This is a genomic window from Arthrobacter nitrophenolicus, from assembly GCF_045833485.1.
GTDB lineage: Bacteria > Actinomycetota > Actinomycetes > Actinomycetales > Micrococcaceae > Arthrobacter > Arthrobacter nitrophenolicus.
Genome location: NZ_CP174504.1, coordinates 1,506,158 through 1,532,664 on the forward strand (window position 1 = coordinate 1,506,158; position 26,507 = coordinate 1,532,664).

The window sequence follows — 26,507 nt, forward strand, 5'->3', positions numbered from 1 at the left end:
CTACCGCTCCGGTTTGACCACCATCGCCGAGCCTCCGCCACGCCTGACCGGTTCGGCGACAGCCGTCACGGTTCTTCCGTCGAGGTCGAACTCGATGGCCGTGGCGGCGCCGATCTCGGCGGCTGAGGTAAAGGCATCGCCTGCCGGCACCAGCTTGTGTCCAAACCGGGCCGTAAGGTCAGTTCCGTACTGGTCGATAAATGCCGGTTCGGCAGTCACGTTGGCGGTATTCCTCTGCGTGGCCCGGGGTGCGGCCAAGGCATCCTCGATGCTCATGCCGAAGTCGATCCGGTTGATCAGCGTCTGCAGGACGGTGGTGATGATGGTGGAACCACCCGGCGAACCGAGTGCCAGGAAGGGCTCGCCGTCCTTGAGCACAATGGTGGGCGACATCGAGGAGCGCGGCCGCTTGCCCGGCTCGATGCGGTTGGCTTCCGTCGGGTTGTAAACGGTGTTGAAGTCGGTGAGCTCGTTGTTGAGGATGAAGCCGCGGCCCGGAACCGTGATGCCTGATCCGCCGGTCTGCTCGATGGTGAGCGTGTACTCCACCACATTGCCCCATTTGTCGGAGACAGTGAGGTTGGTGGTGGAGATGTTCTCCGTGTCCTTCTCATCCGCGAGCGCTGCCGGTTTGACCGGGCAGACGCCGTCGTACGAGGTGACGTCGCCAGCGGGGACCGGCTTGGTTGCCGCCTTCAGCGGATTGATTTCGCAGGCCCGTTCCTTGCCGAAAACCTCGTCCAGGAGCGCTTCCGTTGGTACGTCCACGAACGCCGGATCACCCACGTACTTCCCGCGGTCGGCGAAAGCCAAGGCCGTTGCCTCGAGATAGTGGTGGAGGGCAGCGGCCCGGTCCGCCTTGGCCACGGCCGGCAGGTCGAACGTCTCGAGGATATTCAACGCTTCACCCACGGTAGTACCGCCACTGCTGGAGGGTGCCATCCCGTACACGTCGTAGCCGCGGTAGTTCACATGCGTGGGGTCCTGGTCGATGGCACGGTACTTTGCGAGGTCCTGCGCGGTCATGAAGCCCTTGGGAACGGGAAGCTTCGTGGCCGGGTCCTTCGGCGGGTTCTGCACTGTCTTGGCGATCTCATCCGCGAGCGGGCCCTCGTAGAACGCCCGTGTTCCCTCATCTGCCAACAGCCGGTAGGTGTCGGCGAGGTCCTCGTTTTTCAGTACTGAGCCAACAACCGGAAGTTGACCGCCCGGCAGGAAGAGCTCAGTGGTGGCCGGGAATGCCCTGAAACGCTCGTCATTGTCATCAGTCTGCTGGCGGAAGGTCTCGTCCACCACGAACCCGCGCTCAGCTACCTCGATGGCCGGTTCCAGTGCCTTCGCCAGGCTGAATTTGCCCCAGCGTTCCAGCGCCCGCTCCCACGTGGCCGGGGTTCCCGGGACGCCCACCGAGACTCCGCTGGTGACCAGTTCGGGCGTGAAGTTGTACGGCTTGCCGTTGGCGGGATCAATAAACGCATTGGTGGGCATTGCCGCCGGCGCCGTCTCTCGGCCGTCGATAGTGTGGATTTTCCCGCTGTTCGCGTCGTAGTAGACAAAATAGCCGCCGCCGCCGATCCCGGCGCTGTATGGCTCCGTGACGCCGAGGGTGGCGGCAGCTGCGACGGCGGCGTCAACAGCGTTTCCGCCCTTGCTGAGAACTTCGATGGCGGCAGCCGAAGCCTCGGGGTCGACAGTGCTGACGGCACCTCCGCGGCCTTCGGCTACAGGTTCCTTGGCGGTTTGGTACTGATGGTCGGCTTTGTGGGCAGAGGCAGGGCTCATGATCGCCCCTGTGGTCACGCTCATCGCCAGCGCAGCCGTAACGGCTCCTAGCCGGCGTCCCAGATGTGGCATGGTTGCTCCTGATGGGGGTGCGGGTGAGGTGGGGCACACGTTACTCCTCAGGGATGGGACACTCAACGGCTCCGCCTACCCCGCCGGCGGCCCGCCCTACCCTTTATCGGTGCCATGCTGGCATTGTTGGCTTACACCAAGAGCGCGGGTCCTGGCGCCAGGACCCGGAAAGGCGGGAAGGCTGATGCCCGGATCCAAACTTGCCATCGTCGGGGCCGGCAGCGTGGGAACCTCCCTGGCCTATGCCGCACTCATCCGCGGTTCGGCCAGCAACATTACGCTGTTCGACGTCAACTCCGGCAAAGCGGAAGCAGAAGTGCTGGACCTCGCGCACGGCACGCAGTTCGCAGCGGGGGCCACTTCAGTCACGGGCGGAGGTGACATCGGCGTGACGGAGGGTGCCGACGTCGTGGTCATCACAGCCGGCGCCAAGCAGGAACCGGGACAGACCCGGCTCGACCTGGCCGGGACCAACGTCCGCATCCTCGAACAGCTGATGCCGAAGCTGCTGGAGAGAGCACCTGATGCGGTCTACGTCCTGGTCACCAATCCCTGCGATGTGCTCACCGTCGCTGCCCGGCAAATTACCGGACTGCCGGCGGGCCGGATCTTCTCGTCCGGCACTGTGCTGGATACGTCCCGGCTCCGCTGGCTCCTGGCACGCCACGCCGGTGTTTCGGTGGCAAGCGTCCACGCCAGCATGGTGGGCGAACACGGAGACACCGAATTCCCAGTGTGGTCCGGGGCCAGGATCGGGCCGGTGCCCATCCGCGAATGGACGTCCGGCAGCGGGCGGACGTTCACCCAGGAGCACCTCACTGACACCGCGCGGGAAGTGACCCAGGCGGCCTACAAGGTCATCGCCGGCAAAGGAGCAACCAACTACGCGATAGGCCTGTCCGGTGCCCGCATCGTGGAAGCCCTGCTCCGGGACGAGAATGCTGTCCTGCCTGTGTCCACCGTTCTTGACGGCCAGTACGGGATTTCAGGAGTGGCGCTCTCATTGCCCAGCATCGTGGGGCGCCAGGGTGTCCTGCGCGTCCTGGACACCCCAATGGACCAGGACGAGCTGGCAGCCCTGCAACACTCCGCGGACACCCTGCGGAACACCCTCTCCACCCTCGGGCTCTGAATCCACGCGGGCGGCAATCCTTCCAGGAAGCCGTAATGCAACGCCGCCGCAACCTTCCGCCCGCCGCCGTTCGCTAAGCTCGGCAGTGGCACGAACATGCCGGCTCAATGACGAACCACCCGGGAGATTAGGCGGCTATGACCAACTGGCGAATCAGGGACTTCCACTCGGCTGACCTGGACGGGATCCTGCATCTCTGGGAAACCCTTAAGGCGAGCAACGTCGAGCCGGTCTACGCCCTCTCCGAGGTGCTTGCCTCCTGCGAGAAGGACCATGCCGTGGTGGCGGTGCAGGGCGAGCAGGTGGTGGGCGCCGCCGTCGGACGCGCCGCGCACGACCAGGGCTGGATCGTCTTCCTGGCCACCCTCCCCGAATACCGCGGCCGCGGGATAGGCACCTCGCTGCTGGCCGCCGTCGAAAACCGGATGGCACCCCACGGCCTGAACAAGCTTTCGGCGCTGATGCCGGACTCCGAAACGCGCGTGGAGGCATTCCTGGGCCGCGGCTTCGCGCTGAAGAAGAACCTGCGGTACTTCGAGCGGACCATCCCCGTCCAGCGGCAGGAGCTGGGTGCGCTGGGCCAGCTGGGTGGCCGCGTCCTGGCCCGCGACCTGTGGGAAAACGTGGCCGGCATGCACCGGGAGAAGGAACTGCTGGAACGCCGGCTGGTGCTTCCACTGGCCGAAGCGGACCTGGCCGATGAATTCGGCGTGGTCCCGCCACGCGCCGTGGTCCTCTTTGGCCCGCCCGGCACCGGCAAGACCACCTTCGCGAAGGCCATCGCTTCCCGCCTGGAATGGCCATTTGTCGAAGTCTTTCCGTCCCGCCTGGCGGCTGATCCCCAGGGCCTGGCCGGGGCGCTGCGCGAAACTTTCCTGGAGATCGCGGAACTGGAACACGCGGTGGTGTTCATCGATGAAGTGGAAGAGATCGCCTCGCAGCGGTCCGGTGAACCGCCGTCGCCGCTGCAGGGCGTCACCAACGAACTCCTGAAGATCATCCCCGCCTTCCGCGAACAGCCGGGCCGCCTGCTGGTGTGCGCCACCAACTTCATCCGCGCGCTCGATTCGGCGTTCCTGCGGCACGGCCGGTTCGATTACGTCATCCCCATCGGCCTGCCCGACCGCCACGCACGCGAAGCCATGTGGCAGCGCTTCATCCCCGCACCCGTGGTGGACGACGTGGACGTCGAGCTCCTGGTGGAACGCACCGAGGGCTTCTCCCCCGCGGACATCGAGTATGCCGCCCGCAGCGCCTCCCAGCGCGCGCTGGAAAAGGCCGTGTACGACGACGGCGGGCTGGCCTCCGGAGCGCGGCCGTCAGTCCGGGAAGCGGTGCGGAAAGGACCGTCCACCCAGGACTACCTGGATGCCATCGGCGAAACCCGCACCACCGTCAGCGAGGAAGTCCACCAGGACTTCCTCGAGGACATCGACGCCCTCGCGCGCGTCTGAAAGGCCCGGGACTTTCTGCCCTTACCTCCGCACCGGGCGGGCACCAGTATCGAGGTATGGCACACATTGTTATCCCTTACGGGACCTCCGAGGGCCAGACGGCCCGGATCGCGGAGTTTATTGCCGACGTCCTGCGGGCCCACGGACACGACGTGGAGCCCGTGGACCTGAAACACTCGGACCACCTTCTGGCCGGCAAGTATGACGCCGCCATCGTGGGCGCTTCCATCCACATGGGGAAGCACGAGGAATACGTCCGGGACTTCGTGCTGAAGAACCGCGAAGCGCTGGAAGGGATCCCTTCTGCGCTGTTCTCCGTCAGCCTGGCCGCGCACGGCGACATGGAAAACGCCGAACAATACGTTGCCCAGTTCGAGGAGGAGACGGGCTGGCACCCTGCCCGGGTGGCCCTTTTCAGCGGGGCCCTGCTGTATACACAGTACGGGTTCCTCAACCGCATGGTGATGAAGAAGATCGCTCAGGACAAAGGCGGCCTGGACACCGATACGTCCCGCGACTACATCTATACGGAATGGGACGGCGTCCGGCGGTTTGCCGAGGACTTCGCTGCCGGCCTGGAGCCGAAAGCGGTCCAGAGTAATCTTTGAGGCATGTCCTCGAACCCTCTCCGGCATGCCTTCGCGCGCATGGGCGGCCGTGATCCGCATGAAAAACATCGGGCCGCGACGCCCCTGGAACTCTTCTTTGACCTGACCTTTGTCATCGCCTTCGGGGTGGCGGGCAGCCAGTTCGCCCACGAGATCGCCGAGGCCCACTTTGTGGAGGGCCTCATGGCGTTTTCCTTTGCGATGTTTGCGGTGATCTGGGCCTGGATCAACTTCACCTGGTTTGCCAGCGCCTATGACACGGACGACTGGGTGTTCCGGGTGGTCACCATGGTCCAGATCGTGGGGGTGCTGATCCTCACGATGGGGATCGAACCGATGTTCCACTCGATTGTGGAGGGTCGGCACGTGGACAACCGCGTCATCGTGGCCGGCTACGTGATCATGCGGCTTGCCCTGGTAACGCAGTGGATCCGGGCGTCCCGCCAGGATCCCGCGCGCCGCCAGACGTGCCTGCGCTACGCCAAATACCTTGCCCTCGTACAGCTCGGCTGGATCGCCGTGCTGGTTGTGGACACCGATGTAGCCACCACATTCCTTCTGGTGATCCCCCTGGTGGCACTGGAAATGGCCACGCCCTATGCGGCGGAACGCGATGAGAGGACCCCATGGCACGCACACCATATCGCCGAGCGGTACGGGCTGCTGGCCATCATCGCCTTGGGCGAGTGCCTGATCGGCGCGATTGAAACCCTGCGGGCGATCGTGGCGAACCACGGCTGGAGCGTGGACGCGGCACTGGTCGGCTTCGGCGGTACGGCCCTGGCCTTCGGGATGTGGTGGGTGTACTTCATGCTGCCGGCCGGACGGGCCCTGCACCTGAGGCGGCACCGCTCATTCCTTTTCGGCTACGGCCACATTCCCATCTTCGCGGCGATTGCGGCCACCGGCGCAGGGCTGCATGTGGCGGCGTACTACATCGACCATGAGGCACACATCAGTGCGGCAGCGGCCGTCGCCTCCATCGCCGTCCCGGTTGCTGTCTTCAAACTTGCCCTGACCTGGCTGTACAGCACCATGATGGGGCCGGACCGGACGGTGATTGCGGTTGCCGCCGGAATCATGGTGGTCCTGGCCGGGGCCGTTGCCATGGCGGCTTTGGGGGCCTCGGTCCCGGTGTGCATGCTGGTCATGGTGCTGGGGCTGGCGGCGTCCATCGTCATCGATGAGCGCCGCGGAGCCGAGCGGCTGCACACCGCGCTGCAACGGCTTGAAGCAGGAACTACCGCTCCCCAGCCCTAACGTCAGCCGATGCGGCGCCGGCGCCCGCTTCACCATAGGAGAGATTCTCGTAGTCGGTGGTGTCTTCCTCGTCCAGGCGGTCGTCCAGCTCCTCCAGCAGCCACGGATTCACCCGGGCCAGGATCTTGCGGACCTCCTCCACCTCGACGGCGGCGTACAGCACGGGCCGGGCGTCGCGGTATTTGGTGACCGGCGGTTTGTCCGGCCATTTCTCAGCAAGGGCTTTGACCCTTTCCGGCAGGGAGTTGTGGGCGTTGTCCGCAATCTTGACCAGGGCAGCGTCGTGGTCCTCGGCGATCTCGCGAATCCCGGCCTGGTAATCGTCCGGGTTGCTGTGAAGCCGGTTGGTGACCCGCTCAATAATCTCCACGGCGCGCTCGGAAACGCCCATGTCCAGCAAGGCCTGCCGGGTGATCGGAGTGTCCTCGGCGATATCGTGCAGGTATCCCGCGATCCGGATATCGTCGTCGAAGTCGGCCAGGGCGTCGCCCACAGCCAGGACGTGTTCCCGGTAAGGCCTCTTCAACTTGTCCTTCTGCCGGTTGTGGGCCACCTCGGCAAGGACTTTGGCAGTCTCTACGGTGAACCTTGGGGCCGGACCGTGGGCCGGAAAATGGTCATCTGACATACCCCAAGCCTACGGGCCGCTCCAGACCCATGGCTGCCGCGGGAGCGTAGCCGGATTGAACGCTGCCAACGCCTGCTCCAGGGTGCCGGCGGGAAGGTTCAGGGAGGCGAGAAGACGGTCCCGCACGGCATTAGCGGAGACGCCCGCCCCGGCAAGGTCGGCAAGCGTCACTGCCCCGTCCCGCTTTGCCAGCCGGGCGCCGTCGGAGTTGACCACCAAGGGAACATGGGCATATTCCGGAAGCGGAATATTCAAGAGGGATGCCAGATAGGCCTGCCGTGGCGTGGACGGAAGCAGGTCGTCACCCCGGACCACCTGGTCCACGCCCTGGTCCGCATCGTCCACCACCACGGCAAGGTTGTAAGCCACCACGCCGTCGTTTCGGCGCAGGACAAAGTCGTCCACCACGCCAGGAAATTCGCCGTGCAGGACATCGTGGACGGTGAACTCCTGGACCGCAGACCGCAGCCGGATGGCCGCGGGCCGGATGGAGCGCTTGAACTCCCGCTCCGCGGGGTCCAGGTTCCGGCAGGTGCCGGGGTAGGCGCCCTGCGGGGCGTGCGGGGCCGAGGGCGCCTCCTGAATTTCCCGGCGGGTGCAGAAGCACTCGTAGGTAAGGCCGGCATCACCGAGCCGCCCGATGGCATCCTCGTAGAGCCGGCCACGGGCAGTCTGCCGGACCACGCCGCCGTCCCATGTCACCCCGACCGCCTCAAGGTCCCGCAACTGCACTGCCTCCGCACCGGCCCGCGCACGGTCCAGGTCCTCGACCCGGAGCAGGAAGCTCCGCCCCGTGGAGCGGGCAAACAGCCACGCCAGCATGGCGGTGCGCAGATTGCCCACGTGAAGCTCACCGGAAGGACTGGGGGCAAAGCGGCCGGCAGACGTCATGGATCCAGCCTATGCGGACAACACAAGAGCCCCTCAGCTACCGATTGCTACGGAAATCCGATGATCGGTGGCTCAGGGGCTCTTGCCGTGAAAGGTGCGGAATGACGATGCGTGAACAAGAGTCAATCAGCGGCGGCCTCCTTGCGGGAAGCGGTCTGCAGCGTCCGGGTGGTGTGCCGAAATGCCGTTGGCCTGCGGGTTCCGGCGGTAGCCGTTGCCCAGTTGCCAATATTTCAGCAGAGATCCTACAGTTGGTGCAACCGGCACGGATTGCACTGGTCAATCCGATCAATCTCTCCCCGCTTCAGAGACAGGAACTGATCAGATTGCAGGAACTGGACCCGACCGACAAGCGGATTCTTCGCGCCCTCGACGAGGACCCGCGCGTGCCCATCATGGTGCTGGCACAGCGGTTGGGACTGGCGCGCGGAACGGTGCAGACGCGGTTGGAACGCATGGCGGCGTCAGGTGCGCTTCGCCCCAACAGCAGCAGGGTGCTCCCCGCCGCCCTGGGACGCGGGGTGGCCGCATCCGTCAGTGCGGAGCTCGACCAGAGCCACCTCAACGAGGCCATCGCGGCTCTGCGCAAAATCCCCGAAGTCCTCGAATGCCACGCCCCGGCCGGGGATACCGACCTGCTGATCAGGGTTGTCGCCACCAGCCCGGACGACCTTTACCGGGTTTCCGAGGAGATCCGGCTGTGCCCGGGCATCGTGCGCACCTCCACCAGCATGTTCCTCCGGGAAGTCATCCCTTACCGCACCACCGGGCTGCTCGCAGCAGACTGACCAAGCCCCGGCCGCCCCTTCGACGGGCACCGGGGACCTCTCCCCATCGCCGCCTGCCACCCGTCCCGGTTAGGCTGACAGCCGGGATATCCAATCGGGGGGGAATCATGGCGGGGACGTTCTACGGTGGCGACGTTGGGCAGCTCCGGCAGCTGGCCAAGGAGCTGGCGGGCGGGGCCAACAAACTGGACGCCCTGAGCCAGCAGCTGGGCAGTACCATCAGCGCCGGCCTGTGGAAGGGGCGCGACGGCGACCGGTTCCGCGGCGAATGGTCCTCATCCCACGTGAAGCTCCTAAAGTCCGCGACAGCCGGGCTCGAGGCGGCATCCAAGGTGCTTCTCGCCAATGCAGACGAACAGGAGCGGGCCAGCACGGGCAGCGGCCCGGGCGGTTCAGGGGGCGCCGGCGGTTCAGTGGGCGCCGGTGGTTCCGGGGGCGCTGGCGGTTCCGGCGATGGGACAGCCCAGAACCTGACCGATACCCTCACCGCCATGACACCGGAGGAACGCCGGGAGTACCTGCAAAGCGGCGAATTCGAACGGTGGGCGCTGGCCAACCCTGACGCGGCGAAGGCTGCCCTGGATGCGGCCGCGGACTCAGGCCTGATCGACAAGAACTCGCCGGAATACGCGGACTTCCTCAGCTCCTACTGGAACAACCAGGCCATGCTGGACATGGGCATCGACCCCGCCAGCTGGGATACCTCCAGGGGCACGGAGCCCAACTGGGAAACCATCCGGAGCGTCTACGACTTCTACGGCCAGGCCTACCTTGCCAACCCCGACCTGCAGTGGGCCGGAATGGCGAACATGATTGGTCCGTCCTTCGCCGGCGGCTTCCGTGACATGGCCATGCTGCGTGACCTCGCGCAGCAGATCGCCGATAACCCCGCCGCCGATATCCCCGTGCCGGTCCTCGACGAGATCGAGCAGTTGGCCGGCATGACGGACCAGGAGATCCGCTTTTACGAAACCAGCATGCTGGACATGAACAAGGAGATCTTCCTGGACCAGGCCCGGCAGCACCAGGCCTACCTCAACGGCGGACTGGACGAAATCAACCGGCTCAGGGACTCCGGCGCCATCGACGCCGGAACGGCCGATGCGTGGGCGGACATCGACTCCGGTGACCCGGACCGCGTGCAGGAAGGAAACACGGCCCTGCTGTACCGGGAGCAGAACGAGATCATCGCCGACGACTACGACAACATGCGCGGGCACCCGGGAGGGGAAGCCGTGACGTACATGGTGACCCTGGCCGGCGACCCCTCCATCCCGGGAGCCAGGAGCTACCCGGAGGTGTTCCCTTACACCTTCAGCGTGGAGAGCCCCGGCCCAGAGAACATTCCGCTGACCAGCTGGGACAACCCCGCGCAGTTCCGCACCGACTTCACCACCGGCTTCCCGGACGGCAACATCGCCAATGCGGACCAGCGCTGGGAACTGATCCGGCAGGATACGCTGCCGGCCTACCAGGACCTGCTGGCCACGGACCCGGACCAGGCAGCCCGGATCATCGGTTCGGACTTCGATGCCCGCGTGGACCAGTACCGTCCCACCAACAACATCCCGGGAATCATGGACAGGTTCCTGGGCGGCTTTGACACGGAGGTCCACCAGTGACTCCACCCTGCACAGCACCGGCCCGCCACACAAGGCGCGCCATCGCCGTCGTTCTCTTCCTCCTGCCCGCGCTGGCCGCAACACTTGCCCTCAGCGCCTGCCAGCCCGCCGGACCCGCCGATCCCACCTCCGCCTCATCCTCGCCAGGGAGCACCGTGAAAACTTCAGAATTCTCCACACTCGATGCCCCCGGCGTGGACACCATCCGCGAAACACAGGCGGCCCGCCTGGACATGAGCTCCGGCCGGCTCGACAAAGCCGCCGTCCGGGTGGCGGCTGACAGCTATGGCCCCGAAATCAACACCCGCGGCGCCGGCAAGATCAGCCTGAGCATCGCGGCGCCCCACGGCGAAATCACCGCGGAGACGGACCGGATCAGGTTCAACACCACGGCCAGGCGCGCCGACTTCAGCGAGGTGACCTACTTCCTCACCGCGGATTCCCTCGACGAGTACGTGGCACTCATCCGCGACGGCGTGGAACGGTACGGGATCTCCGAGGCCTCGGCAGAGGACTGGATCAGCAGCACCCAGGCAGCTCCGGATTCAAAAAGCGACTTCTCCATCACGCCAGGCACGGCCACCGGACTGACGGTCAACTACGACCTGAGGTACGACGGCGGCAAGGACACCCAGGTGATCATCGTCCACGTCCTGCCTGCGGAGTGAGCGGACGGTTAGACAGGCGGGCCGGCGTTGGACTTCAGGTTCTTCATCACCAGTGTTGAGGTGAGCCGTTCGACGCCGGGCAGGGACGTCAGTTCGGCGTCGTAGAAGCGCTGGTAGGCGGGCAAGTCCTCCGCGATGACCTTGAGCAGGTAATCCGGCGAGCCGAAGAGACGCTGCGCCTCCACGATGTTGGGATGGTCCGCCACCCGGTTCTCGAAAATCTCCATGGTGGGCCTGTCCACCTGCCGGAGCGTCACGAACACGATCGCCTCAAACCCCAGGCCCACCGCCGCGGGGTCGATGTCCGCCTTGTACCCCCGGATCACGCCCGACTTCTCCAGGTCGCGCAGCCGCCGGTGGCAGGGCGCCACGGTCAGGCCCACCTTTGCGGCGAGTGCGGTGGCAGTCATCCTGCCGTCCTCTTTCAGGTGGCGCAATATATTCCTGTCAACAGCGTCAATCACGCAATAATCCTACTGCCCATGCCGGGTGGCGGGCGAAAAGAGGACAGCACTTCCGGGCCGGAAGTCCCTATCGTTTCTCCTGAGAGAACCGACAGGAGAAACCCCATGAATCCGGAGCTGTTCCTGGCCTTCATACTGGTAGCGGCCGCCCTGGCGTGCACTCCAGGCGTGGACTGGGCCTACACCATCACCGCCGGCTTAAGGCAGCGCAGCTTCGTTCCCGCGGTGGCCGGCCTCTGCGGCGGGTACGTCCTCCATACCGTCCTGCTGGTCGCGGGACTGGCGGCGCTGCTGGCCGGAATGCCCGGGGTCCTGGGATGGATCACCCTGGCCGGCGCCGCCTACCTGATGTGGCTGGGCGTCAGCACCCTGCGCTCGTGGCGCGGCGCGTCCTTCAGTGCGGCAGGCGCCGTCGTCCCTCCCGCCGGAAGCCAGCTCCGCGCATTCTTCCAGGGCATGGGCACCAGCGGGATCAACCCGAAGGGCCTCCTTTTCTATGTGGCCCTGATCCCGCAGTTCGTCAGCGCCGAGGCATCCCTGCCCGTGCCCGTGCAGTCCGGGCTGCTGGGCATGACCTTCGTGGCGCTGGCGGGCCTGGTGTACACCGCCGTCGCACTGCTCTCCCGGACGCTGCTGCAGAGCCGGCCCGGGGCAGCACGCGCCGTGACCCTGGCAAGCGGTGTCATCATGGTGCTGCTTGCCGTGGTCCTGCTGGGCGAGCAGCTGGTGCCGCTGCTCGCCGCCGCAGCTAGTCCCCGCTGAGCTTCTTCCAGTCCTGTTCCCAGATGCGGCGCATCTCCTCGTCCTTGCGGATGGGAATGGGTGCGGCGATCTCACGCTGCGGCTCGGGATCCGGCCGGCGCCTGCCCCAGTCGCGCGGGTTCAGGGACCGGCGGCTGGACTCCAGCACCAGCAGTGCCCGGTCCGTCATGGCATCGTTCCGCAGCACCATGTGCGTCTTGCGGCGGCGCAGGACCTCACCGATTGCCTCATGGGCGGCCTCATAGCGCCCCTCCCTGCGCAGGGCGCGCGCCCGCACGAGGAGCAGCGCCGCGGAGAGGTCATCCGCGTTCAGCAGCCCTTCCGTCCAGTCGATCACGGTCCGGCTGCGTCCCAGCGTCAGCGCCAGCGAGCAGCGCGTCAGGGCCATGGGGAGCGACGGCGGCAGGCCGGTCAGCGCGTCCAGCGCCGCTTCCGTCCGGCCGGTTTCGCGCAGCGAGTGGGACAGGGCAAGGAACACGGATTCTTCGCTGAAGAGGACCGGTATCTCCACTCGCTCGGCAAGTTCGATCCGGGTGACGATCCTGGTGAGGTAGGTGGACGAGTAGCGGTTCGCATCCTCGTCATTGCGGATGGTGAGCCCGCGGTGCAGCAGCTCGGAGGCGCGCAGGTAGCCACCGTGCTTGTACGCGAGCAGCCCGGCCATCAGGTAGCACAGTCCCGCCCAGCCGGGGTGGGCGCGGGCCAGCGTGATCAACCGCTCGGGCTCCCGGCTGGTGAAGACGGCTTCGTGGACGGCCTTGGCCGGCTTGGGCAGGAGGAGCTTCAGGCGGGGGACGTCGCCGTCGATGGACAGCAGGGCAGGGTTCCGGCCACCCAGCACGCCGGTGAGCAGGCCCCCCACTCCCCCGGCCAGGTCGTGGACGGGCGTACGGAGCTGCGGGTTCCCGAAAGGGGTGAGGTCCCGGCTGTCCCAGTAGATCGGTGCAGTGTCCCCGGCGGTCATCTTTCCATGCTAACCGGACCGTTGCATGAACCATTCGGTGAAGGAGGCGGCACGGCCGGTGCCGTCAAACCGGATCACCCACAGGTTGTCATAGGTGGGCCGGTCACCCGAATAGGTGGTAAGCCCCTGGACGAAGGCGGTATTGCCGTCGGTTCCCAGCAGCTCCCAGCTGAACGTCCAGTCCCCGGGCTCGTCCCGGGCGGCCAGCCAGCGGTCCACAATGTCGTCGCGGCCCACCCAGGGGTCCGGGTCCGCGGGCCGGGTCTCGTACCGGGCGTCTGGTGTGAACAGGGCGCTGATGTCCTCGGGCAGGTTGCTGCTCCAGGCCGCCTGGTACTTTTCCATCCAGGCCTGGACCTGTTCCAAAGCTGAACTTGGCTCGATCATGCCTCCGGTTTTACGCGGCAGTATTCCTGGCTGCAAGCCGTTCAACCGCCGGCGGCGGCAATCCACACCCCGATGACCCACGTGCTGGCCGCAAGGGACGCGAGCCCGAATTCGGCCAGCATGCCCAGCCCCGTGGCTTTGAGGGCTGCCCAGCTGGAGGTGGCCGCCCGGCCGATGTTGCGGGTGCGAAGGAATTCGCTGAGCAGCAGGCCGGCCGCGAAGCCGACGAAGAGTCCCACGACCGGGATGATGAACATGCCGATCACCCCGGCCACGAGGGCAGCCACGATGCTGTGGCTTGGAATGGCGTGTTGCTTGAGTTTCCTGCCGGTGAGCACGGCACTGGCGGCCATGCCGGCGGCGACGAACAGCATGGCGACGGCGAAGACCACCCAGCCTGCCGTCCCCGCGCCGCCCCAGATGGCCCAGGCCAGGAGGCTGGCTCCGATCAGGATGCTGCCCGGAAGGACCGGGATGACGGTGCCGGCCACCCCCACGAGGATCGCCAGGCCGCACAGGACGGTCACCACGGTCTCGGAGTTCATGCACCCCAGTGTATGGCCGCCGCCCTTAACCCCCGACGGCGGCGCCTCCTGTCGCAAGGAGGCACCGCCGTCGTAATTTCAGGGGAGCTACTGTGCTGCCGCCGCGGCGGCAACGGCTGCGGTGACGGCGGGGGCAACCCGCGGATCCAGCGGGCTGGGAACGATGTAGTCCGCGGACAGGTCCTCGGCCGCAAGTTCGGCGATGGCCCGGGCTGCCGCCAGTTTCATGGCGGGGGTGATGCGGCGGGCACCGGCGTCCAGGGCACCCCGGAAGATGCCGGGGAAGGCCAGGACGTTGTTGATCTGGTTGGGGAAGTCGCTGCGCCCGGTGGCCACCACGGCGGCGTACTTCACGGCCACCTCCGGGAGGACTTCGGGGTCCGGGTTGGAGAGCGCGAACACGATGGAGTCCTGGTTCATGAGCGCGAGGTGGTCCTCGTCCAGCTTGGAGGAGGAGACGCCGATGAAGACGTCAGCGCCGGCGAGTGCCTCGGCCGGCCCCCCGGCCACGCCGCGCGGGTTGCTGCGGCCGGCGATATCGGCCTTCTTGCTGGTGGCGTCCGCGGCCAGGTCCGGGCGCTGGCTGTTGATGACGCCGCGGGAGTCCAGCAGGACAACATCGCTGATGCCGGCGGCCAGCAGGATTTCGGCGACGGCGATGCCGGCGGCACCTGCGCCGGACACCACCACGCGGAGGCCCGCAAGGCCGCGGCCGGTGACCTTGGCGGCGTTGGTCAGGGCGGCGAGGGCCACCACGGCGGTGCCGTGCTGGTCGTCGTGCATGACGGGGCAGTCCAGTGCTTCGATGAGCTTTTCCTCGAGTTCGAAGCAGCGCGGCGCCGAAATGTCCTCAAGGTTGACGGCGCCGAAGCTGGGGCGGAGCCGGACCAGGGTTTCCACGATCTCGTCAACATCGCTGGTGTTGAGGACCAAGGGGATGGAGTCGAGGTCGCCGAAGGTCTTGAACAGGGCCGACTTGCCCTCCATGACGGGCAGGGAGGCGCTGGGGCCGATGTTGCCCAGGCCCAGCACGGCGGTGCCATCGCTGACCACGACCACCAGGCGCTCGGCCCAGGTCAGGGTGCGGGCGAGTTCCGGCTGCTTGTGGATGGCACGGCTGACTTCGGCCACACCGGGCGTGTAGGCGATGGACAGGTCCCGCTTGTTGGACAGCGGGGCGGTGGTGCCGATGGTCAGCTTGCCGCCCTGGTGGGCGCTGAAGATCTCGTCCTCGGTCAGCGGGGTGGCAGCGGAATCGTCGATGGCGGTGATTGCGTCAATGGACACGTCGTTGTCTCCTGGTGCTCGCCGTGCGCGCACGGCACATGGAAGCCCGGCGCCCGGGCGGGCGCAGGCAAGGGGAATGGTGCGACAGGAAACCCAGGGGTGGCGGGTCCGCGGGAGCGTGGGGCTGTTGTGTTCCTCCCTGTTGCTCCGGTTCCTCCATGGTAGGCAGCGGTTTCCGGGGCCGGCCGACGATTTGACACAGCCTGCGGCCGCCAAAACGCTTGAGCAAGCGCACTTGTGACCCACGTCACGTGATAAAGGCGTACTTATTGGGTTATTGGTCTAGGCCGGTTACGCACTTTGGGACAGTGTGAACCCGGCTTCGGCGCCCGGAGAGAGGCGGGCGCAGGCCTTTTTGAGGTCTTCTTCGGCCTCGAAGAGGGAAAGGCGCCGGTTCCGGACGGACTGGACCAGACCAGTGACGGTCAAGAGCAGGACGCGCGCAGCAACAGCGTCCGTGGCTGCCGCGCCCACCACCTTTTCGGCCAGTGCGTCGATCTCCCGCAGCAGCGCAGTGGTGTCGCGGTCCGGAAGGTAGACGCCCCGGCTCAAGCACTGCTCCACGGCAGGCTGCATGACGCGCATGTGGAAGATTTCCATCACCAGCCCCGGCAGGGCGCGACCGCGGAACCGGGCAGGCCCGGTCCGGGCGCCTGCCTGCAGCTCATCCAGCTGGTGGCGGTACAGGGCAAGCATCAGGTGGGTGGGGGAAGGAAAATACCGGTAGAGCGTTCCCAGCGGCACATCGGCCTTGGCGGCAACTTCGGCAAGTTCCACGGAATCCAGGCCTTTGCGGGCGAACGCCGCTGCGGACTCCAGGATGCGGGTATAGCGGAGCCGCTGGCGAGGAGCGGAGGGCCTGGCGGCCATGGGCGGATGGTCTGAAATGGTTTCGGGCATCAGCATTCCGGGGTTGTGATCCTGTAGTGCAGCAGCCGGGAGCGTCCCCATCCCGAATCCGCCTGCAGTCCGGGATCAACTATACGACACAGTTGTGTGACGTTATTTGTCAGTGACCTTACTACCCGGTCTTCCGCCGGTCAGGCGACGCTCTTGATCTTGACCACGAAAACGGCCCCCAGGAGTCCGATGATGGCTGCAGTTGTGAAGAGCGTGCCGTACCCGCCGAATTGCGTCACCGCGAGGAAAGCGAGGCCCGTCGCGAACACTTGCGGCAGCGAAGCGGCCACGTTGATGACCCCCATATCCTTGCCACGGTCCGCGGCCTGCGGGAGCACCTGCGTCAGCAGGGCGAAGTCAACGGCCTGGTAGGCGCCGAAGCCGATGCCCAGGATGCAGGCCCCAATCAAGGCGCCGGTCCATACGGGGAAGAACGCCATGGTGAGGCCCGCCATGGCGATCATGACCGAGGAGGCGATCACGAATGGCTTGCGCTTGCCCACCCGGTCGCTCCACGGCCCCGCGATCACCGCAGTAATCATCACCAACGCCGCATAAATGCCGGTAAGGGTCAGGACTCCCAGCGCTGGGTTCTCATGCTTGATGACGTCCGCGAGGAAAAAGATCAGGTACACAATGGTTAGCTGGTTGCAGACGTTGACCAGGAAGCGGGTGAGCCAGGCCCACGCGAAGTCCGGGTGGCGAACCGGGCTGATCCAGAAGCCGCGGAGGAAATTGCCCAAGGAAAACGGCGGGCGGAGCTCCCTGGGCAGCGGCGGGTCATTCCGGTGGAACAGGTATGGCAGCACGGAGAGCAGCAGGGCGGCCGCACACAGCCAGTAACCCACCATGAAGTTGCCGGAAACTACCGCACCGAAAACCGCGCCGAGGAGGATTCCCACCGTCTGGCCCAGGGCCGCCAGTCCCCCCACGCCGCCGCGCTGCAGCACCGGCACGCGGTCCGGAATGGCGGCGGTAATGGCCGCATAGGCCGCGTTGGCGCCCAGCTGGACAAGGCACCAGAACAGGACCATCAGGGCAACAGCCGCGGCCCCGGACATTGCCAGCAACGCTGCCGTGGCCAGGATGGTACCCGCCAGGACCCAGGGGGAGCGCCGGCCGAAACCCGAGACCGTCCGGTCGGACAGCGCACCGAAGAGCGGATTGGCAACCAGGGATACGGCGGCCCCGCACCCAAGTACGAGGGAGGCGATGGCTTCCTTGTTGGCTTCGTCGATGCCAGTGGCCTGCTGGGCGACAAAGACGTTGATGGGTCCGAAGAACGCGGCGTTGATGCCGACGTTGACCAGGACGAGGCCGGTCACCCACCGCGCGGTGACCTTCCGCGTGGGCTCGGCGAGCGCCGCCGTCGAGCTTGCTTTGGCAGCGTGCGGATCCGGCGGAGCGGGCGTGTCGGACAGGCTCATGTCAGGCTCCCCTGGTGCAGCAGATGATGGTGGAAGTCAGACTATCGTGGGCGGTACCGCATTCCCACGCCGTTTCAGCGGGGCGGCAAGACGGATCCAGAGGAGAACCACATGAGCGCAGCGTCCACCCCCGAAAGCACCACCGTCAACACCGCGGATCTGTACGACGAGCGCGGTGACGAGCTGGCGTCCGTGGCGCTGCAGTTCCAGTCCCTGGGCGGACGCTCCCACTTCAGCGGGCCCATCCGGACCATCCGCTGCTTCCAGGACAACGCCCTGGTCAAGTCCACCCTGGCCACGCCGGGCAACGGCAGCGTGCTGGTCGTGGACGGCGGCGGCTCCCTGGGCACGGCCCTGATGGGGGACATGATCGCCGAAAGCGCAGTGGCCAACGGCTGGGCCGGCGTCGTGATTCACGGGGCCATCCGGGACCGTGAGGCCATCGCCCGCCTGGAGCTCGGGGTGAAGGCGCTCGGCAGCAACCCGAGGAAAAGCGCCAAAGCCGGCGCGGGCGAAGTGGATGTGGACGTGGTGGTGGACGGCGTGACTTTCCGCCCCGGCGCCATGGTGTGGTGCGATCCGGACGGCATCCTCGTGGAGCGCTAGCAAAAGAATTTCCGGAGGAGGGAATAACCGGCAGGCGTACGATAGTTACTGAAAGCAACTATCCTTGCCCGGCCCTTTCCCCACCTGGAGTTTCCATGCCCAAAACCCCCGCGGCGCGTCCAGCCGGAGAAGCGCTGACGCAGCGCCAAATTGTCACCGTGATGGTGGGACTGATGCTGGGCATGTTCCTGGCCTCGCTGGACCAGACCATTGTGTCCACCTCCATCTACACCATCGCCAATGACCTGGACGGCCTGTCGCTGCAGGCGTGGGCAACCACCGCATACCTCATCACGTCCACCGTCAGCACGCCGCTGTACGGCAAACTGAGCGACATCTTTGGCCGGCGGCCCCTCTACCTCACGGCGATCGCCATCTTCCTGGTGGGCTCGCTGTACGCCGGCTCGGTCAACTCCATGACCGAACTGGCCTTCGCCCGGGGCGTCCAGGGCCTGGGTGCCGGCGGCCTGCTGGCCCTGGCGCTGACCATCATCGGCGACATCGTCTCGCTCAAGGACAGGGCCAAGTACCAGGGCTACTTCATGAGCGTGTTCGGCATCTCGTCCGTGCTCGGTCCGGTGGTGGGCGGTGCGTTCGCCGGTTCCGCGAACATCCTGGGCTTTGACGGCTGGCGCTGGGTGTTCTTCATCAACCTGCCCATCGGCCTGGCGGCACTGGCCGTGGTGTTCCTGTTCCTGCACCTGCCCGCCAAGCATGCGAAGCAGAAGATCGACTACTGGGGCGCCGCCGCCATCACGCTGGCGATCGTGCCGCTGCTGCTCGTGGCCGAACAGGGCCGCAGCTGGGGCTGGACGTCCCTGAACTCGTTCCTCTGCTACGGACTCGGCGTGGTGGGCATCATTTGGTTCCTGCTGGCCGAAAAGCGGGCCGGCGACTCCGCCCTGATCCCGCTGCGGCTCTTCCAAAACACCACCTTCGGGCTGTCCTCGCTGCTGAACTTCATCATCGGCATCGGCATGTTCGGCGCCATCGCCATGCTGCCCCTCTACCTCCAGCTGGTGAAGGGGCTGACACCCACCCAGGCCGGCCTCATGATGATCACCTTCACTGTAGGAATCCTGACCGGGTCCATCACGGCCGGGCGGACCATTTCGGCGTCGGGAACCTACCGGATCTTCCCCGTCATAGGCACCGGCATCCTCACCGCGGCGGCCACGGTGATGGGCTTCTCGCTTGGCGTGGATACAGCCCTGTGGGTTCCGGGCGTCATCGCGGTCTTCTTCGGCGTGGGGCTCGGGTTCTGCATGCAGCCGCTCACGCTGGCCATGCAGACCTCGGTTCCGGCGCGGGACATGGGCGTGGGGACATCCTCCGCGGCCTTCTTCCGGTCCATGGGCGGCGCGGTGGGAACAGCCGTATTCATCTCCCTCCTGTTCAGCCTCGCCGCCAGCCGGATCGCTGACGGAATGAAGTCGGCGATGGCCGATCCCGCGTACCTGGCCGTGCTGCAGGACCCGGCCGTCGCGGCGGACCCGGCAAACGCCAAGCTGTACGAGTTCTTCCGTGACGGCGCCTCCAACGAGTCCCTGAACGACACCAGCTGGCTGCACACCGCGAACAACGTGCTGACCCGGCCCATCACGGAGGGCTTTGCCTACTCCATCGACGTGGTGATGTTCACCGCCGCGGCCCTCACGGGCATCGCGTTCCTCATCAGCTTCGCGCTCCCCAACAAGAAGCTGACGGACCACAGGCCGTCCCCGGAGGCGGCTGCCGCGGCAGCGCACTGACCGCCCCGGGGACGACGACGGCGGCGCGGCCCGCCGTCGTCGTCCCCGGTTAAGCGGGGTGGTCGTCGCCAAGTGGAACCTCGGGCGGTGACGTGCCACACTGTTTAGCGCGTGTGCGCCGGCCCTCTTGCCGGTACCGCAGCCGACGATGTCCGCACCGCATTCCACCAGACCCCAAACCCAGGGAGAACCATGCCCACTGCACAGGAGCAGACCACCGCCCGGATACCGCAGCGGGTGATCTGGCTGGCGCTTGCAGGGGCGGTGGGCGGATTCCTATTCGGCTTCGACTCGTCCGTGGTGAACGGCGCCGTGGACGCCATGAAGGACGAATTTGCGCTGTCCGAGGCGGTGACCGGGTTTGCCGTCGCCATCGCACTGCTGGGCTGCGCCGCCGGCGCCTACCTCGCCGGCAAGGTGGCAGACCGCTACGGCCGCATCCCCGCCATGAAGCTCGGCGCCCTGCTCTTCCTGGTCAGCGCCCTCGGCACCGGGTTCGCGTTCAGCGTCTGGGACCTGATCTTCTGGCGCCTGGTGGGCGGACTGGGCATCGGCCTGGCGTCCGTGATCGCCCCGGCCTACATTTCCGAAATCTCGCCGCGCAAGATCCGTGGGCGGCTCGCGTCACTTCAGCAACTGGCCATCACCACCGGCATCTTCGCCGCCCTGCTGTCCGACGCCCTGTTTGCCACCAGTGCCGGCGGCGCGGACCAGGCCTTCTGGCTTGGCATCGAGGCCTGGCGCTGGATGTTCCTGGCCGCGGCCCTGCCGGCCGTGGTCTACGGCTGGGTTGCCTACACGCTCCCTGAGTCCCCGCGGTTCCTGGTGTTCCTGGGCAAGGAGGACGAGGCCCGCAAGGTCTTTGACGCGATTGCTCCCACAGAGGACACCGACCGGCACATCCGCGACATCCGGGAAGCCATCGAGGAAGACAAACTGGCCGGCCAGAAGGGCTCGCTCCGAGGCAAGGCGTTCGGGCTGCAGGCAGTCGTCTGGGTCGGCATCATCCTCTCCGTCCTGCAGCAGTTCGTCGGCATCAACGTCATCTTCTACTACTCCACCACCCTGTGGAAGGCCGTGGGCTTCCAGGAGAAAGACTCGCTGACCATCTCCGTGGCAACGTCCGTCACCAACATCCTGGTGACCCTGGTGGCCATCGCGCTGGTGGACCGGATCGGCCGCCGGCCCATCCTGCTGGCCGGCTCCGTGGGCATGGCCGTATCCCTGGGCGTCATGGCACTGGCCTTTGCCTCCGCTACCGGAACGGGAGCGGACATCACGCTTCCCGGCGCCTGGGGCCCGGTTGCCCTGGTGGCCGCCAACGTGTTCGTCATCAGCTTCGGTGCCTCGTGGGGCCCGCTGGTATGGGTACTCCTCGGCGAAATCTTCCCCTCCCGGATCCGTGCCCGCGCCCTGGGCCTGGCCGCGGCTGCCCAGTGGGTGGCAAACTTCGCCATCACCCTCAGCTTCCCTGTGATGGCTGCCGCTTCACTGCCGCTGACGTACGCCATGTACGCGCTGTTCGCCGCGGCGTCGTTCTTCTTCGTGATGTTCAAGGTGCCGGAAACGAACGGAATGTCCCTGGAACAGGCGGAGACCCTGTTCGTGCCCAAGGGCTCCGTCAAAGCCTAGAAGCCCTGCACTTCCGGTGGCATTACAGCGCCAGCTTCATGCCTTCGTGGCTGGCTTCGAAGCCGAGGCGCTCATAGAAACGGTGCGCGGCGGTACGGGACTTGTGCGTGGTCAGCTGCATGAGGGCGCAATCCCGCCGCCGGGACTCGTCAACAGCCCACCGCACCATCAGTTCGCCGACACCCCGCCCGCGCCAGCCGCCGGCCACACGGACGCCCTCAAGCTGCGAGCGCCAGGCACCCTGCCGCGATATGCCCGGGAGGAAGCTCAGCTGGAACGTGGCAATGACCGTGCCGGCCGTTTCACCGTCCGGCACTACCTCGCCCACCGCCAGCAGGTGGGCGGGGTCGCCGTCGATCGCTTCAAAAGCCCGCTCGTAAGGTGCCACGTCCCCGCCGGTTTCACGGGCGGCACCCAGTGCGTCGTCAGCCAGCAGGCGTACGACGGCGGGAAGGTCACCACGGGTGGCGCGGCGCAGGCGGAAGGTGCCGCCGTCGACGGCGGCTGTCAGCAAAGGAGTCAGGGCATCAGGGGCGGAAGTCACCCGCCCAGCCTTGCACAGGAGTGAGCGCGCGTTCAGCGTTTACCCGCCAAAAGTGAGCGGGCGTTTGGGGGACGGCCAACACGTACGACGCCGGCACTTGCGGAAGTGCCGGCGTCGTTGTTTATGCAATACGTCAGCTGCGGGAGCAGGAGGGGTCAGGCGGGCGCCTGGGCCACCTCCGCCTGCCGTTCCTCCACCAGGGTGGAGACGGCGCTGAACAGCGGATGCCCGGGCTCCAGCCCGGTAATTTTCGCTGTGGCGTCCGCCGGGCTGCTGGCTGCCAGTATGCCGGCCAGCTCCACCGCCTCGGTGTCTGCCGGATCGTTGAAGCGCAGCGCAGCGGCGATGGCACCCAGCAGGGCTTCCGGAACCACCCCGCGCTCTGCCAGTTCAGCGGCCGGGCCGATGAACCGCTCGTGCCGGCCGAGCTTTCGCAGCGGCGCACGCCCCACCCGGTTGACCGTGTCCGGCAGGTGCGGGTTGGAGAACCTGGCCAGGATCTTCTGGACGTAGGCCTCCTGCTCGTCGTTGTTGAAACCATGCTTGGCCACCAGCAGCTGTTTGGTCTCCTCCAGCACGGCACGCACATCCTCTGCCACGTCCTGGTCGGCCATCGCGTCGGAGATCTTTTCGATGCCTGCCTCGAACCCGAAATAGGCTGCGGAGGCGTGGCCCGTGTTCACCGTAAACAGCTTCCGCTCGATGTAGGGCGAGAGTTCGTCCACGAAGGTTGCTCCCGGGATGGACGGGGCGGCACCGCCGAAGGGCGTCCGGTCGATGACCCACTCATAGAAGGTCTCCACCGTGACATCGAGGCCCTGGCCCGCCTCCTGGTTGGGAACGATCCGGTCCACCGCCGTGTTGGCGAACACCGCACGCCCTTCCAAAGCCCCGTTGGCGGCCTCCGGACGGGAGGCCACCTCCCGGGCCAGGATGTCCGTGGCATTGATGGCGTTCTCGCAGGCCATGACCTGCAGCGGGGCCATCCCGTCCCCGCGCGCGGCGATGCCCCTGGCGATGACCGGCGCCACGAACTTCAGGATGTGCGGTCCCACGGCCGTGGTGACGATATCCGCCGTGGCGATCTCCGCGACGAGTTCCGCTTCCTGCGTGTTCGAGTTCAGGGCGCGGAAGTTGTCCACGGTCCGGACGGCGGGGTTCTCCCCCACTTCGTGGACCCGGTAGCTGTCCGCCTCCGCGAGCTGCGCGATGAGGGCATCAGCCACGTCCGCGAAGACAACCTCGTACCCTGCGTCATGCAGGAGCAGTCCAACAAAGCCGCGGCCGATGTTTCCGGCACCGAAATGTACAGCCTTCACTATGCGTTGACCTTTCCGAAGAGCTCCAGGACTTCATCCACGGATTGGGCGGCTTCCAGGCGGGCCACCTGCTCCTTGTTGGTGAAGACCTTCGCGATGGAGGACAGGATGTGCAGGTGCTCGTTGTTGACGCCTGCGACGCCCACCACGAACTTCACCTCCTTGCCGTTCCAGTCGATGCCCTGGGGGTAGCGGACCACGGACACCGCGGACTTGCGGATGTGGTCCTTCGCGGCGTTGGTGCCGTGCGGGATGGCCAGGAAGCTGCCCATGTAGGTGGACACCGATGCCTCGCGCTCATGCATGGCCGCGATGTAGCCCTCATCCACGGCGCCGCGGGCCAGCAGCAGCCGGCCGGCTTCGTCGATGGCGGCGTCCCGCGTGGTGGCCGAGCCGTCCAGCACCACGCTGTCCCGGGCCAGGATCTCCCCGCCGCCCGCCGCGGATCCGGTGGTTGCCCCGGCGGCGGTTCCGGCCGCACCCGCGCTGGCGGCAACACCGGCGGGAGCGCCGGCGGAGTGCGCGCCGCCGGGGGTTCCGGCGGCGGGCTCGGTGCCCGGGGCGGTACCTGCCGAGGTGTTGCTTTCGCGGACCAGTTCAACGATCTCGTCGTAGCGCGGACTGCTCATGAAGTTGTCCACGGAGTAGTGGACGGCGCTGGCCGTGGCGGGCTTGGCGCGTTCAGTCAGGTCCTGGTGCGTGATCACCACGTCGTAGGTGTCGCTGAGGTTGGCGATGGAGGCGTTGGTGACCTTGACGTCCGGGAAGCCGGCCGCCTTGATCTTGTTCCGGAGCACGGAGGCGCCCATGGCGCTCGAGCCCATGCCGGCGTCGCAGGCGAACACGATGTTCCGCACCGGCCCGGCCAGGACGCCCACGCCGCCGCCTGCGGCAGCGCCTGCGCCGGTCAGGGTGGAGGCAACGGAGCTCTTCTTGCCCTTCATCTGTTCCATCCGGGAGGTGGCGTCATTGAGGTCAACCTCGTCGCTGTGCTTGGTGGTCTTCATGATCACCGAGGCCACCAGGAAGGACACCGTTGCCGCCAGCAGGACCGCGAGGATCACGCCCAGGTAGCTGTCGCGGGAGGTCTGGGCGAGCACCGCGAAAATGGAACCCGGGGCGGCCGGGGCGACCAGGCCGGAGCCGGTGACGGCCAGGGTGGCGATGCCCGTCATGCCGCCGGCGATGGCAGCCAGGATGAGCAGCGGGCGCATCAGCACGTACGGGAAGTAGATCTCGTGGATGCCGCCGAGGAAGTGGATGATGGCAGCACCCGGAGCGGAGGCCTTGGCGGCGCCGCGGCCGAAGAACATGTAGGCCAGCAGGATGCCGAGGCCCGGACCGGGGTTTGCCTCCAGGAGGAACAGGATGGACTTGCCCTGCTCCAGGGACTGCTGGACGCCAAGGGGGGTCAGGACGCCGTGGTTGATGGCGTTGTTCAGGAAGAGGACCTTGGCCGGCTCGATGAAGATGCTGGTCAGCGGCAGCAGGCCGTTGTCCACCAGGAACTGCACCACATTGCCGGCGCCGGCGCTGAAGGCGGAGACCACCGGTGCAATCGCGTAGAAGCCCAGCATGGCCAGGAGGGCGCCCCAGATGCCGGCCGAGAAGTTATTCACCAGCATCTCGAAGCCGGGGCGGATCTTGCCGTCCCAGATCGAGTCGATCTTCTTCATGGTCCAGCCGCCCAGGGGGCCCATGATCATGGCGCCGATGAACATCGGGATGCCGGCGCCCACGATGACGCCCATGGTGCCGATGGCGCCCACCACGCCGCCGCGGACGTCATAGACCATCTTGCCGCCGGTGTAGCCGATCAGCAGGGGCAGCAGGTAGGTGATCATTGGTCCCACGAGGCCGGTGTTGGGTTCGCCTTCGGCGTTGGTGCCGAAGCCGCCCAGTTCGGGAACCGGCAGCCAGCCCTTCTCGATGAAGAGCGCCGTGATGAGGCCCCAGGCGATGAAGGCACCAATGTTGGGCATGATCATTCCGGACAGGAATGTTCCGAACTTCTGGACGCCAACCCGCATGCTGGTGCGGGGTTTCGCAACTGTTTCTGGTGCCATGTGATTTCCTAACCGTCTGTCCTGCTGCTCCGCAGGATGGTCCGATGGTGACGAGCGACGTACTGCTGTGTAACGGGCTGATGCGCAGGAGGCTGCTTCAGGCCGGGCTGGTGGAGATCCGGTGCAGCCATTCGAGGAAGAGTTTGAGTTCCGAGCTCGAGAGCTGGTCTGAATGCGAGGCCTGAAGTGCGGCGTTCAGGGCGATCGCAGCCACCACAACCGAGGACTTCCCGGTATCGCCCGGCACCGGACCCGTGGAGGGCTCGGCGGACACCGCAAAGATCATGGCGTCCCGGGTCATGGTGGACAGTTCGAGGTTCCGTTCGGAGGCGGGCTCCGCAATCAGCATCAGCGTCACGCCCACGTTGGCCGCCAGGATGGACCTGGCCGCTTCCCGGGGCTGGACGTTCAGCTGGCCCGCCGCCGCTGCCTTGTTCAGCATCTCCTCCATCAGGGCCTCGGCATCGGCAACGATGGCGGGGCGGCTTTCCGGGCGGATGTTGCCGAACATCACCAGGTACAGCTCCGGCTGGTTGAGGCCGAACTGCACGTGGTTGTCCCACATTCTCCGGATGTCCTCAAGCGGATGCCCGGAGGGGGCGAAATCCCTTTCGCCCGCGACATATTCCTCAAAACCCGCGGCGACGACGGCGTCGAACAAGCCCTCCTTGTCGCCGAAGTGGTGGTACAGGGTGGGAGCCGAAACCCCTGCCAGCTGGGTGATCTGGCGGGTGGAGACGGGAGCCCCCGCGGATTTTGCCAGCAATTCGGCCGCCGCACGCAGCAGTCGCATTTTGGGGGGAAGCTGGCCATCCAAACTCATAACCGCTACCCTAGCACCTATAGCATTGCTATATGAACTGAATCACATACAATTTTTTCAGGCACGTTTCCCGCCCTGGACGTAGCAGTCCTCTGGCGGTCCCGGCACGGCGCCGGAGATCCTGA

General features: G+C 66.4%; 25 protein-coding genes. 11 read left to right on the top strand and 14 right to left on the bottom strand.

What is annotated here, in order from left to right:
* On the bottom strand, positions 1-1,854 hold the full coding sequence (gene ggt / locus ACJJV6_RS07070) for a gamma-glutamyltransferase (RefSeq protein WP_035753658.1): 1,854 nt from the start codon (positions 1,852-1,854) through the stop codon (positions 1-3).
* Positions 1,855-2,038: 184 nt separating this feature from the next.
* Between ggt and ACJJV6_RS07075 the strand changes: the two genes are divergently transcribed.
* From ACJJV6_RS07075 to ACJJV6_RS07090, 4 genes are all read left to right on the top strand, one after another.
* A complete protein-coding gene (locus ACJJV6_RS07075; protein ID WP_407710230.1) occupies positions 2,039-2,986 on the top strand; it encodes an L-lactate dehydrogenase in 948 nt (315 codons plus the stop codon).
* 137 nt (positions 2,987-3,123) lie between these two features.
* On the top strand, positions 3,124-4,440 hold the full coding sequence (locus ACJJV6_RS07080; protein ID WP_009359186.1) for an ATP-binding protein: 1,317 nt from the start codon (positions 3,124-3,126) through the stop codon (positions 4,438-4,440).
* Between the two features lie 56 nt (positions 4,441-4,496).
* On the top strand, positions 4,497-5,048 hold the full coding sequence (locus ACJJV6_RS07085; protein ID WP_407710231.1) for a flavodoxin domain-containing protein: 552 nt from the start codon (positions 4,497-4,499) through the stop codon (positions 5,046-5,048).
* A gap of 3 nt (positions 5,049-5,051) precedes the next feature.
* Positions 5,052-6,308, top strand: a complete 1,257-nt coding sequence (locus ACJJV6_RS07090; protein ID WP_354176214.1) for a low temperature requirement protein A — start codon at positions 5,052-5,054, stop codon at positions 6,306-6,308.
* Here the strand turns inward: ACJJV6_RS07090 and ACJJV6_RS07095 are convergent.
* Both ACJJV6_RS07095 and gluQRS read right to left on the bottom strand, forming a co-directional pair.
* Positions 6,289-6,936 carry an HD domain-containing protein gene (locus tag ACJJV6_RS07095; protein WP_407710232.1) on the bottom strand — a complete coding sequence of 216 codons (648 nt, stop codon included), beginning with the start codon at positions 6,934-6,936 and terminating at the stop codon, positions 6,289-6,291. The two genes, ACJJV6_RS07090 and ACJJV6_RS07095, sit on opposite strands and share 20 nt — an antisense overlap.
* Before the next feature lie 9 nt (positions 6,937-6,945).
* Positions 6,946-7,827 carry a tRNA glutamyl-Q(34) synthetase GluQRS gene (gluQRS, locus tag ACJJV6_RS07100; protein WP_407710233.1) on the bottom strand — a complete coding sequence of 294 codons (882 nt, stop codon included), beginning with the start codon at positions 7,825-7,827 and terminating at the stop codon, positions 6,946-6,948.
* A 326-nt stretch (positions 7,828-8,153) separates the two neighbouring features.
* Here gluQRS and ACJJV6_RS07105 point away from each other — a divergent pair, with 326 nt between their 5' ends.
* The 3 genes from ACJJV6_RS07105 to ACJJV6_RS07115 all read left to right on the top strand — a co-directional run bounded on the left by ACJJV6_RS07105 (position 8,154) and on the right by ACJJV6_RS07115 (position 10,905).
* The gene (locus ACJJV6_RS07105) at positions 8,154-8,615 is read left to right on the top strand and encodes an Lrp/AsnC family transcriptional regulator (RefSeq protein WP_009359183.1); all 462 of its coding nucleotides are present in this window, start codon (positions 8,154-8,156) and stop codon (positions 8,613-8,615) included.
* A 107-nt stretch (positions 8,616-8,722) separates the two neighbouring features.
* On the top strand, positions 8,723-10,237 hold the full coding sequence (locus ACJJV6_RS07110; RefSeq protein WP_354176211.1) for a WXG100 family type VII secretion target: 1,515 nt from the start codon (positions 8,723-8,725) through the stop codon (positions 10,235-10,237).
* On the top strand, positions 10,234-10,905 hold the full coding sequence (locus tag ACJJV6_RS07115; protein ID WP_009359182.1) for a hypothetical protein: 672 nt from the start codon (positions 10,234-10,236) through the stop codon (positions 10,903-10,905). The genes ACJJV6_RS07110 and ACJJV6_RS07115 overlap by 4 nt, the downstream gene beginning before the upstream one ends.
* Before the next feature lie 8 nt (positions 10,906-10,913).
* Here ACJJV6_RS07115 and ACJJV6_RS07120 read toward each other — a convergent pair whose 3' ends face one another.
* Positions 10,914-11,369, bottom strand: coding sequence for an Lrp/AsnC family transcriptional regulator (locus ACJJV6_RS07120; protein WP_083875100.1), 456 nt, complete (start codon positions 11,367-11,369; stop codon positions 10,914-10,916).
* A gap of 105 nt (positions 11,370-11,474) precedes the next feature.
* Here ACJJV6_RS07120 and ACJJV6_RS07125 point away from each other — a divergent pair, with 105 nt between their 5' ends.
* Complete coding sequence (locus ACJJV6_RS07125; protein WP_009359180.1) at positions 11,475-12,131, top strand: LysE family translocator; 657 nt, start codon at positions 11,475-11,477, stop codon at positions 12,129-12,131.
* Here the strand turns inward: ACJJV6_RS07125 and ACJJV6_RS07130 are convergent.
* From ACJJV6_RS07130 to ACJJV6_RS07155, 6 genes are all read right to left on the bottom strand, one after another.
* Positions 12,118-13,095 (bottom strand): hypothetical protein, encoded by a 978-nt coding sequence (locus ACJJV6_RS07130; protein WP_354176210.1) that lies wholly within the window; start codon positions 13,093-13,095, stop codon positions 12,118-12,120. The two genes, ACJJV6_RS07125 and ACJJV6_RS07130, sit on opposite strands and share 14 nt — an antisense overlap.
* A gap of 9 nt (positions 13,096-13,104) precedes the next feature.
* A complete protein-coding gene (locus ACJJV6_RS07135) occupies positions 13,105-13,482 on the bottom strand; it encodes a nuclear transport factor 2 family protein (RefSeq protein ID WP_035753655.1) in 378 nt (125 codons plus the stop codon).
* A 41-nt stretch (positions 13,483-13,523) separates the two neighbouring features.
* On the bottom strand, positions 13,524-14,027 hold the full coding sequence (locus ACJJV6_RS07140) for a DUF456 domain-containing protein (protein ID WP_009359178.1): 504 nt from the start codon (positions 14,025-14,027) through the stop codon (positions 13,524-13,526).
* An 87-nt stretch (positions 14,028-14,114) separates the two neighbouring features.
* Positions 14,115-15,314 (bottom strand): NADP-dependent malic enzyme, encoded by a 1,200-nt coding sequence (locus ACJJV6_RS07145; RefSeq protein WP_009359177.1) that lies wholly within the window; start codon positions 15,312-15,314, stop codon positions 14,115-14,117.
* Between the two features lie 291 nt (positions 15,315-15,605).
* Positions 15,606-16,214, bottom strand: a complete 609-nt coding sequence (locus ACJJV6_RS07150; RefSeq protein WP_035753660.1) for a TetR/AcrR family transcriptional regulator — start codon at positions 16,212-16,214, stop codon at positions 15,606-15,608.
* Between the two features lie 140 nt (positions 16,215-16,354).
* The gene (locus tag ACJJV6_RS07155; RefSeq protein ID WP_009359174.1) at positions 16,355-17,641 is read right to left on the bottom strand and encodes an MFS transporter; all 1,287 of its coding nucleotides are present in this window, start codon (positions 17,639-17,641) and stop codon (positions 16,355-16,357) included.
* 111 nt (positions 17,642-17,752) lie between these two features.
* On the opposite strand from ACJJV6_RS07155, the gene rraA reads away from it, so the two are divergent.
* The 3 genes from rraA (at position 17,753) to ACJJV6_RS07170 (ending at position 21,630) form a co-directional block, all read left to right on the top strand.
* Positions 17,753-18,247 (top strand): ribonuclease E activity regulator RraA, encoded by a 495-nt coding sequence (gene rraA / locus ACJJV6_RS07160; RefSeq protein ID WP_009359173.1) that lies wholly within the window; start codon positions 17,753-17,755, stop codon positions 18,245-18,247.
* Positions 18,248-18,342: 95 nt separating this feature from the next.
* Entirely contained in the window at positions 18,343-19,998 is a 1,656-nt protein-coding gene (locus ACJJV6_RS07165; protein ID WP_009359172.1) for an MDR family MFS transporter, read from the top strand.
* 192 nt (positions 19,999-20,190) lie between these two features.
* Positions 20,191-21,630 carry a sugar porter family MFS transporter gene (locus ACJJV6_RS07170; protein WP_009359171.1) on the top strand — a complete coding sequence of 480 codons (1,440 nt, stop codon included), beginning with the start codon at positions 20,191-20,193 and terminating at the stop codon, positions 21,628-21,630.
* Positions 21,631-21,652: 22 nt separating this feature from the next.
* On the opposite strand, the gene ACJJV6_RS07175 is transcribed toward ACJJV6_RS07170, so the two are convergent.
* The 4 genes from ACJJV6_RS07175 to ACJJV6_RS07190 form a co-directional block, all read right to left on the bottom strand.
* Positions 21,653-22,174, bottom strand: coding sequence for a GNAT family N-acetyltransferase (locus ACJJV6_RS07175; protein WP_009359170.1), 522 nt, complete (start codon positions 22,172-22,174; stop codon positions 21,653-21,655).
* Positions 22,175-22,329: 155 nt separating this feature from the next.
* Positions 22,330-23,493, bottom strand: a complete 1,164-nt coding sequence (locus ACJJV6_RS07180) for a mannitol-1-phosphate 5-dehydrogenase (RefSeq protein ID WP_009359169.1) — start codon at positions 23,491-23,493, stop codon at positions 22,330-22,332.
* Positions 23,493-25,559, bottom strand: coding sequence for a PTS mannitol transporter subunit IICBA (locus ACJJV6_RS07185; RefSeq protein WP_354176209.1), 2,067 nt, complete (start codon positions 25,557-25,559; stop codon positions 23,493-23,495). The genes ACJJV6_RS07180 and ACJJV6_RS07185 overlap by 1 nt, the downstream gene beginning before the upstream one ends.
* Before the next feature lie 97 nt (positions 25,560-25,656).
* On the bottom strand, positions 25,657-26,382 hold the full coding sequence (locus ACJJV6_RS07190) for a TetR/AcrR family transcriptional regulator (protein ID WP_035752716.1): 726 nt from the start codon (positions 26,380-26,382) through the stop codon (positions 25,657-25,659).
* Positions 26,383-26,507: the final 125 nt, after the last annotated feature.

What these genes read in the sequence shown, in the direction of transcription:
- ACJJV6_RS07085 (WP_407710231.1), top strand. Translation starts at nt 4,497, where the DNA reads ATGGCACACATTGTTATCCCTTACGGGACCTCCGAGGGCCAGACGGCC.
- ACJJV6_RS07080 (WP_009359186.1), top strand. Translation starts at nt 3,124, where the DNA reads ATGACCAACTGGCGAATCAGGGACTTCCACTCGGCTGACCTGGACGGG.
- ACJJV6_RS07190 (WP_035752716.1), bottom strand. Translation starts at nt 26,382, where the DNA reads ATGAGTTTGGATGGCCAGCTTCCCCCCAAAATGCGACTGCTGCGTGCG.
- ACJJV6_RS07140 (WP_009359178.1), bottom strand. Translation starts at nt 14,027, where the DNA reads ATGAACTCCGAGACCGTGGTGACCGTCCTGTGCGGCCTGGCGATCCTC.
- ACJJV6_RS07125 (WP_009359180.1), top strand. Translation starts at nt 11,475, where the DNA reads ATGAATCCGGAGCTGTTCCTGGCCTTCATACTGGTAGCGGCCGCCCTG.
- ggt (WP_035753658.1), bottom strand. Translation starts at nt 1,854, where the DNA reads ATGCCACATCTGGGACGCCGGCTAGGAGCCGTTACGGCTGCGCTGGCG.
- ACJJV6_RS07170 (WP_009359171.1), top strand. Translation starts at nt 20,191, where the DNA reads ATGCCCACTGCACAGGAGCAGACCACCGCCCGGATACCGCAGCGGGTG.
- ACJJV6_RS07110 (WP_354176211.1), top strand. Translation starts at nt 8,723, where the DNA reads ATGGCGGGGACGTTCTACGGTGGCGACGTTGGGCAGCTCCGGCAGCTG.
- ACJJV6_RS07135 (WP_035753655.1), bottom strand. Translation starts at nt 13,482, where the DNA reads ATGATCGAGCCAAGTTCAGCTTTGGAACAGGTCCAGGCCTGGATGGAA.
- ACJJV6_RS07130 (WP_354176210.1), bottom strand. Translation starts at nt 13,095, where the DNA reads ATGACCGCCGGGGACACTGCACCGATCTACTGGGACAGCCGGGACCTC.
- ACJJV6_RS07155 (WP_009359174.1), bottom strand. Translation starts at nt 17,641, where the DNA reads ATGAGCCTGTCCGACACGCCCGCTCCGCCGGATCCGCACGCTGCCAAA.
- ACJJV6_RS07090 (WP_354176214.1), top strand. Translation starts at nt 5,052, where the DNA reads ATGTCCTCGAACCCTCTCCGGCATGCCTTCGCGCGCATGGGCGGCCGT.
- ACJJV6_RS07165 (WP_009359172.1), top strand. Translation starts at nt 18,343, where the DNA reads ATGCCCAAAACCCCCGCGGCGCGTCCAGCCGGAGAAGCGCTGACGCAG.
- ACJJV6_RS07150 (WP_035753660.1), bottom strand. Translation starts at nt 16,214, where the DNA reads ATGCCCGAAACCATTTCAGACCATCCGCCCATGGCCGCCAGGCCCTCC.
- ACJJV6_RS07075 (WP_407710230.1), top strand. Translation starts at nt 2,039, where the DNA reads ATGCCCGGATCCAAACTTGCCATCGTCGGGGCCGGCAGCGTGGGAACC.
- gluQRS (WP_407710233.1), bottom strand. Translation starts at nt 7,827, where the DNA reads ATGACGTCTGCCGGCCGCTTTGCCCCCAGTCCTTCCGGTGAGCTTCAC.
- rraA (WP_009359173.1), top strand. Translation starts at nt 17,753, where the DNA reads ATGAGCGCAGCGTCCACCCCCGAAAGCACCACCGTCAACACCGCGGAT.
- ACJJV6_RS07095 (WP_407710232.1), bottom strand. Translation starts at nt 6,936, where the DNA reads ATGTCAGATGACCATTTTCCGGCCCACGGTCCGGCCCCAAGGTTCACC.
- ACJJV6_RS07185 (WP_354176209.1), bottom strand. Translation starts at nt 25,559, where the DNA reads ATGGCACCAGAAACAGTTGCGAAACCCCGCACCAGCATGCGGGTTGGC.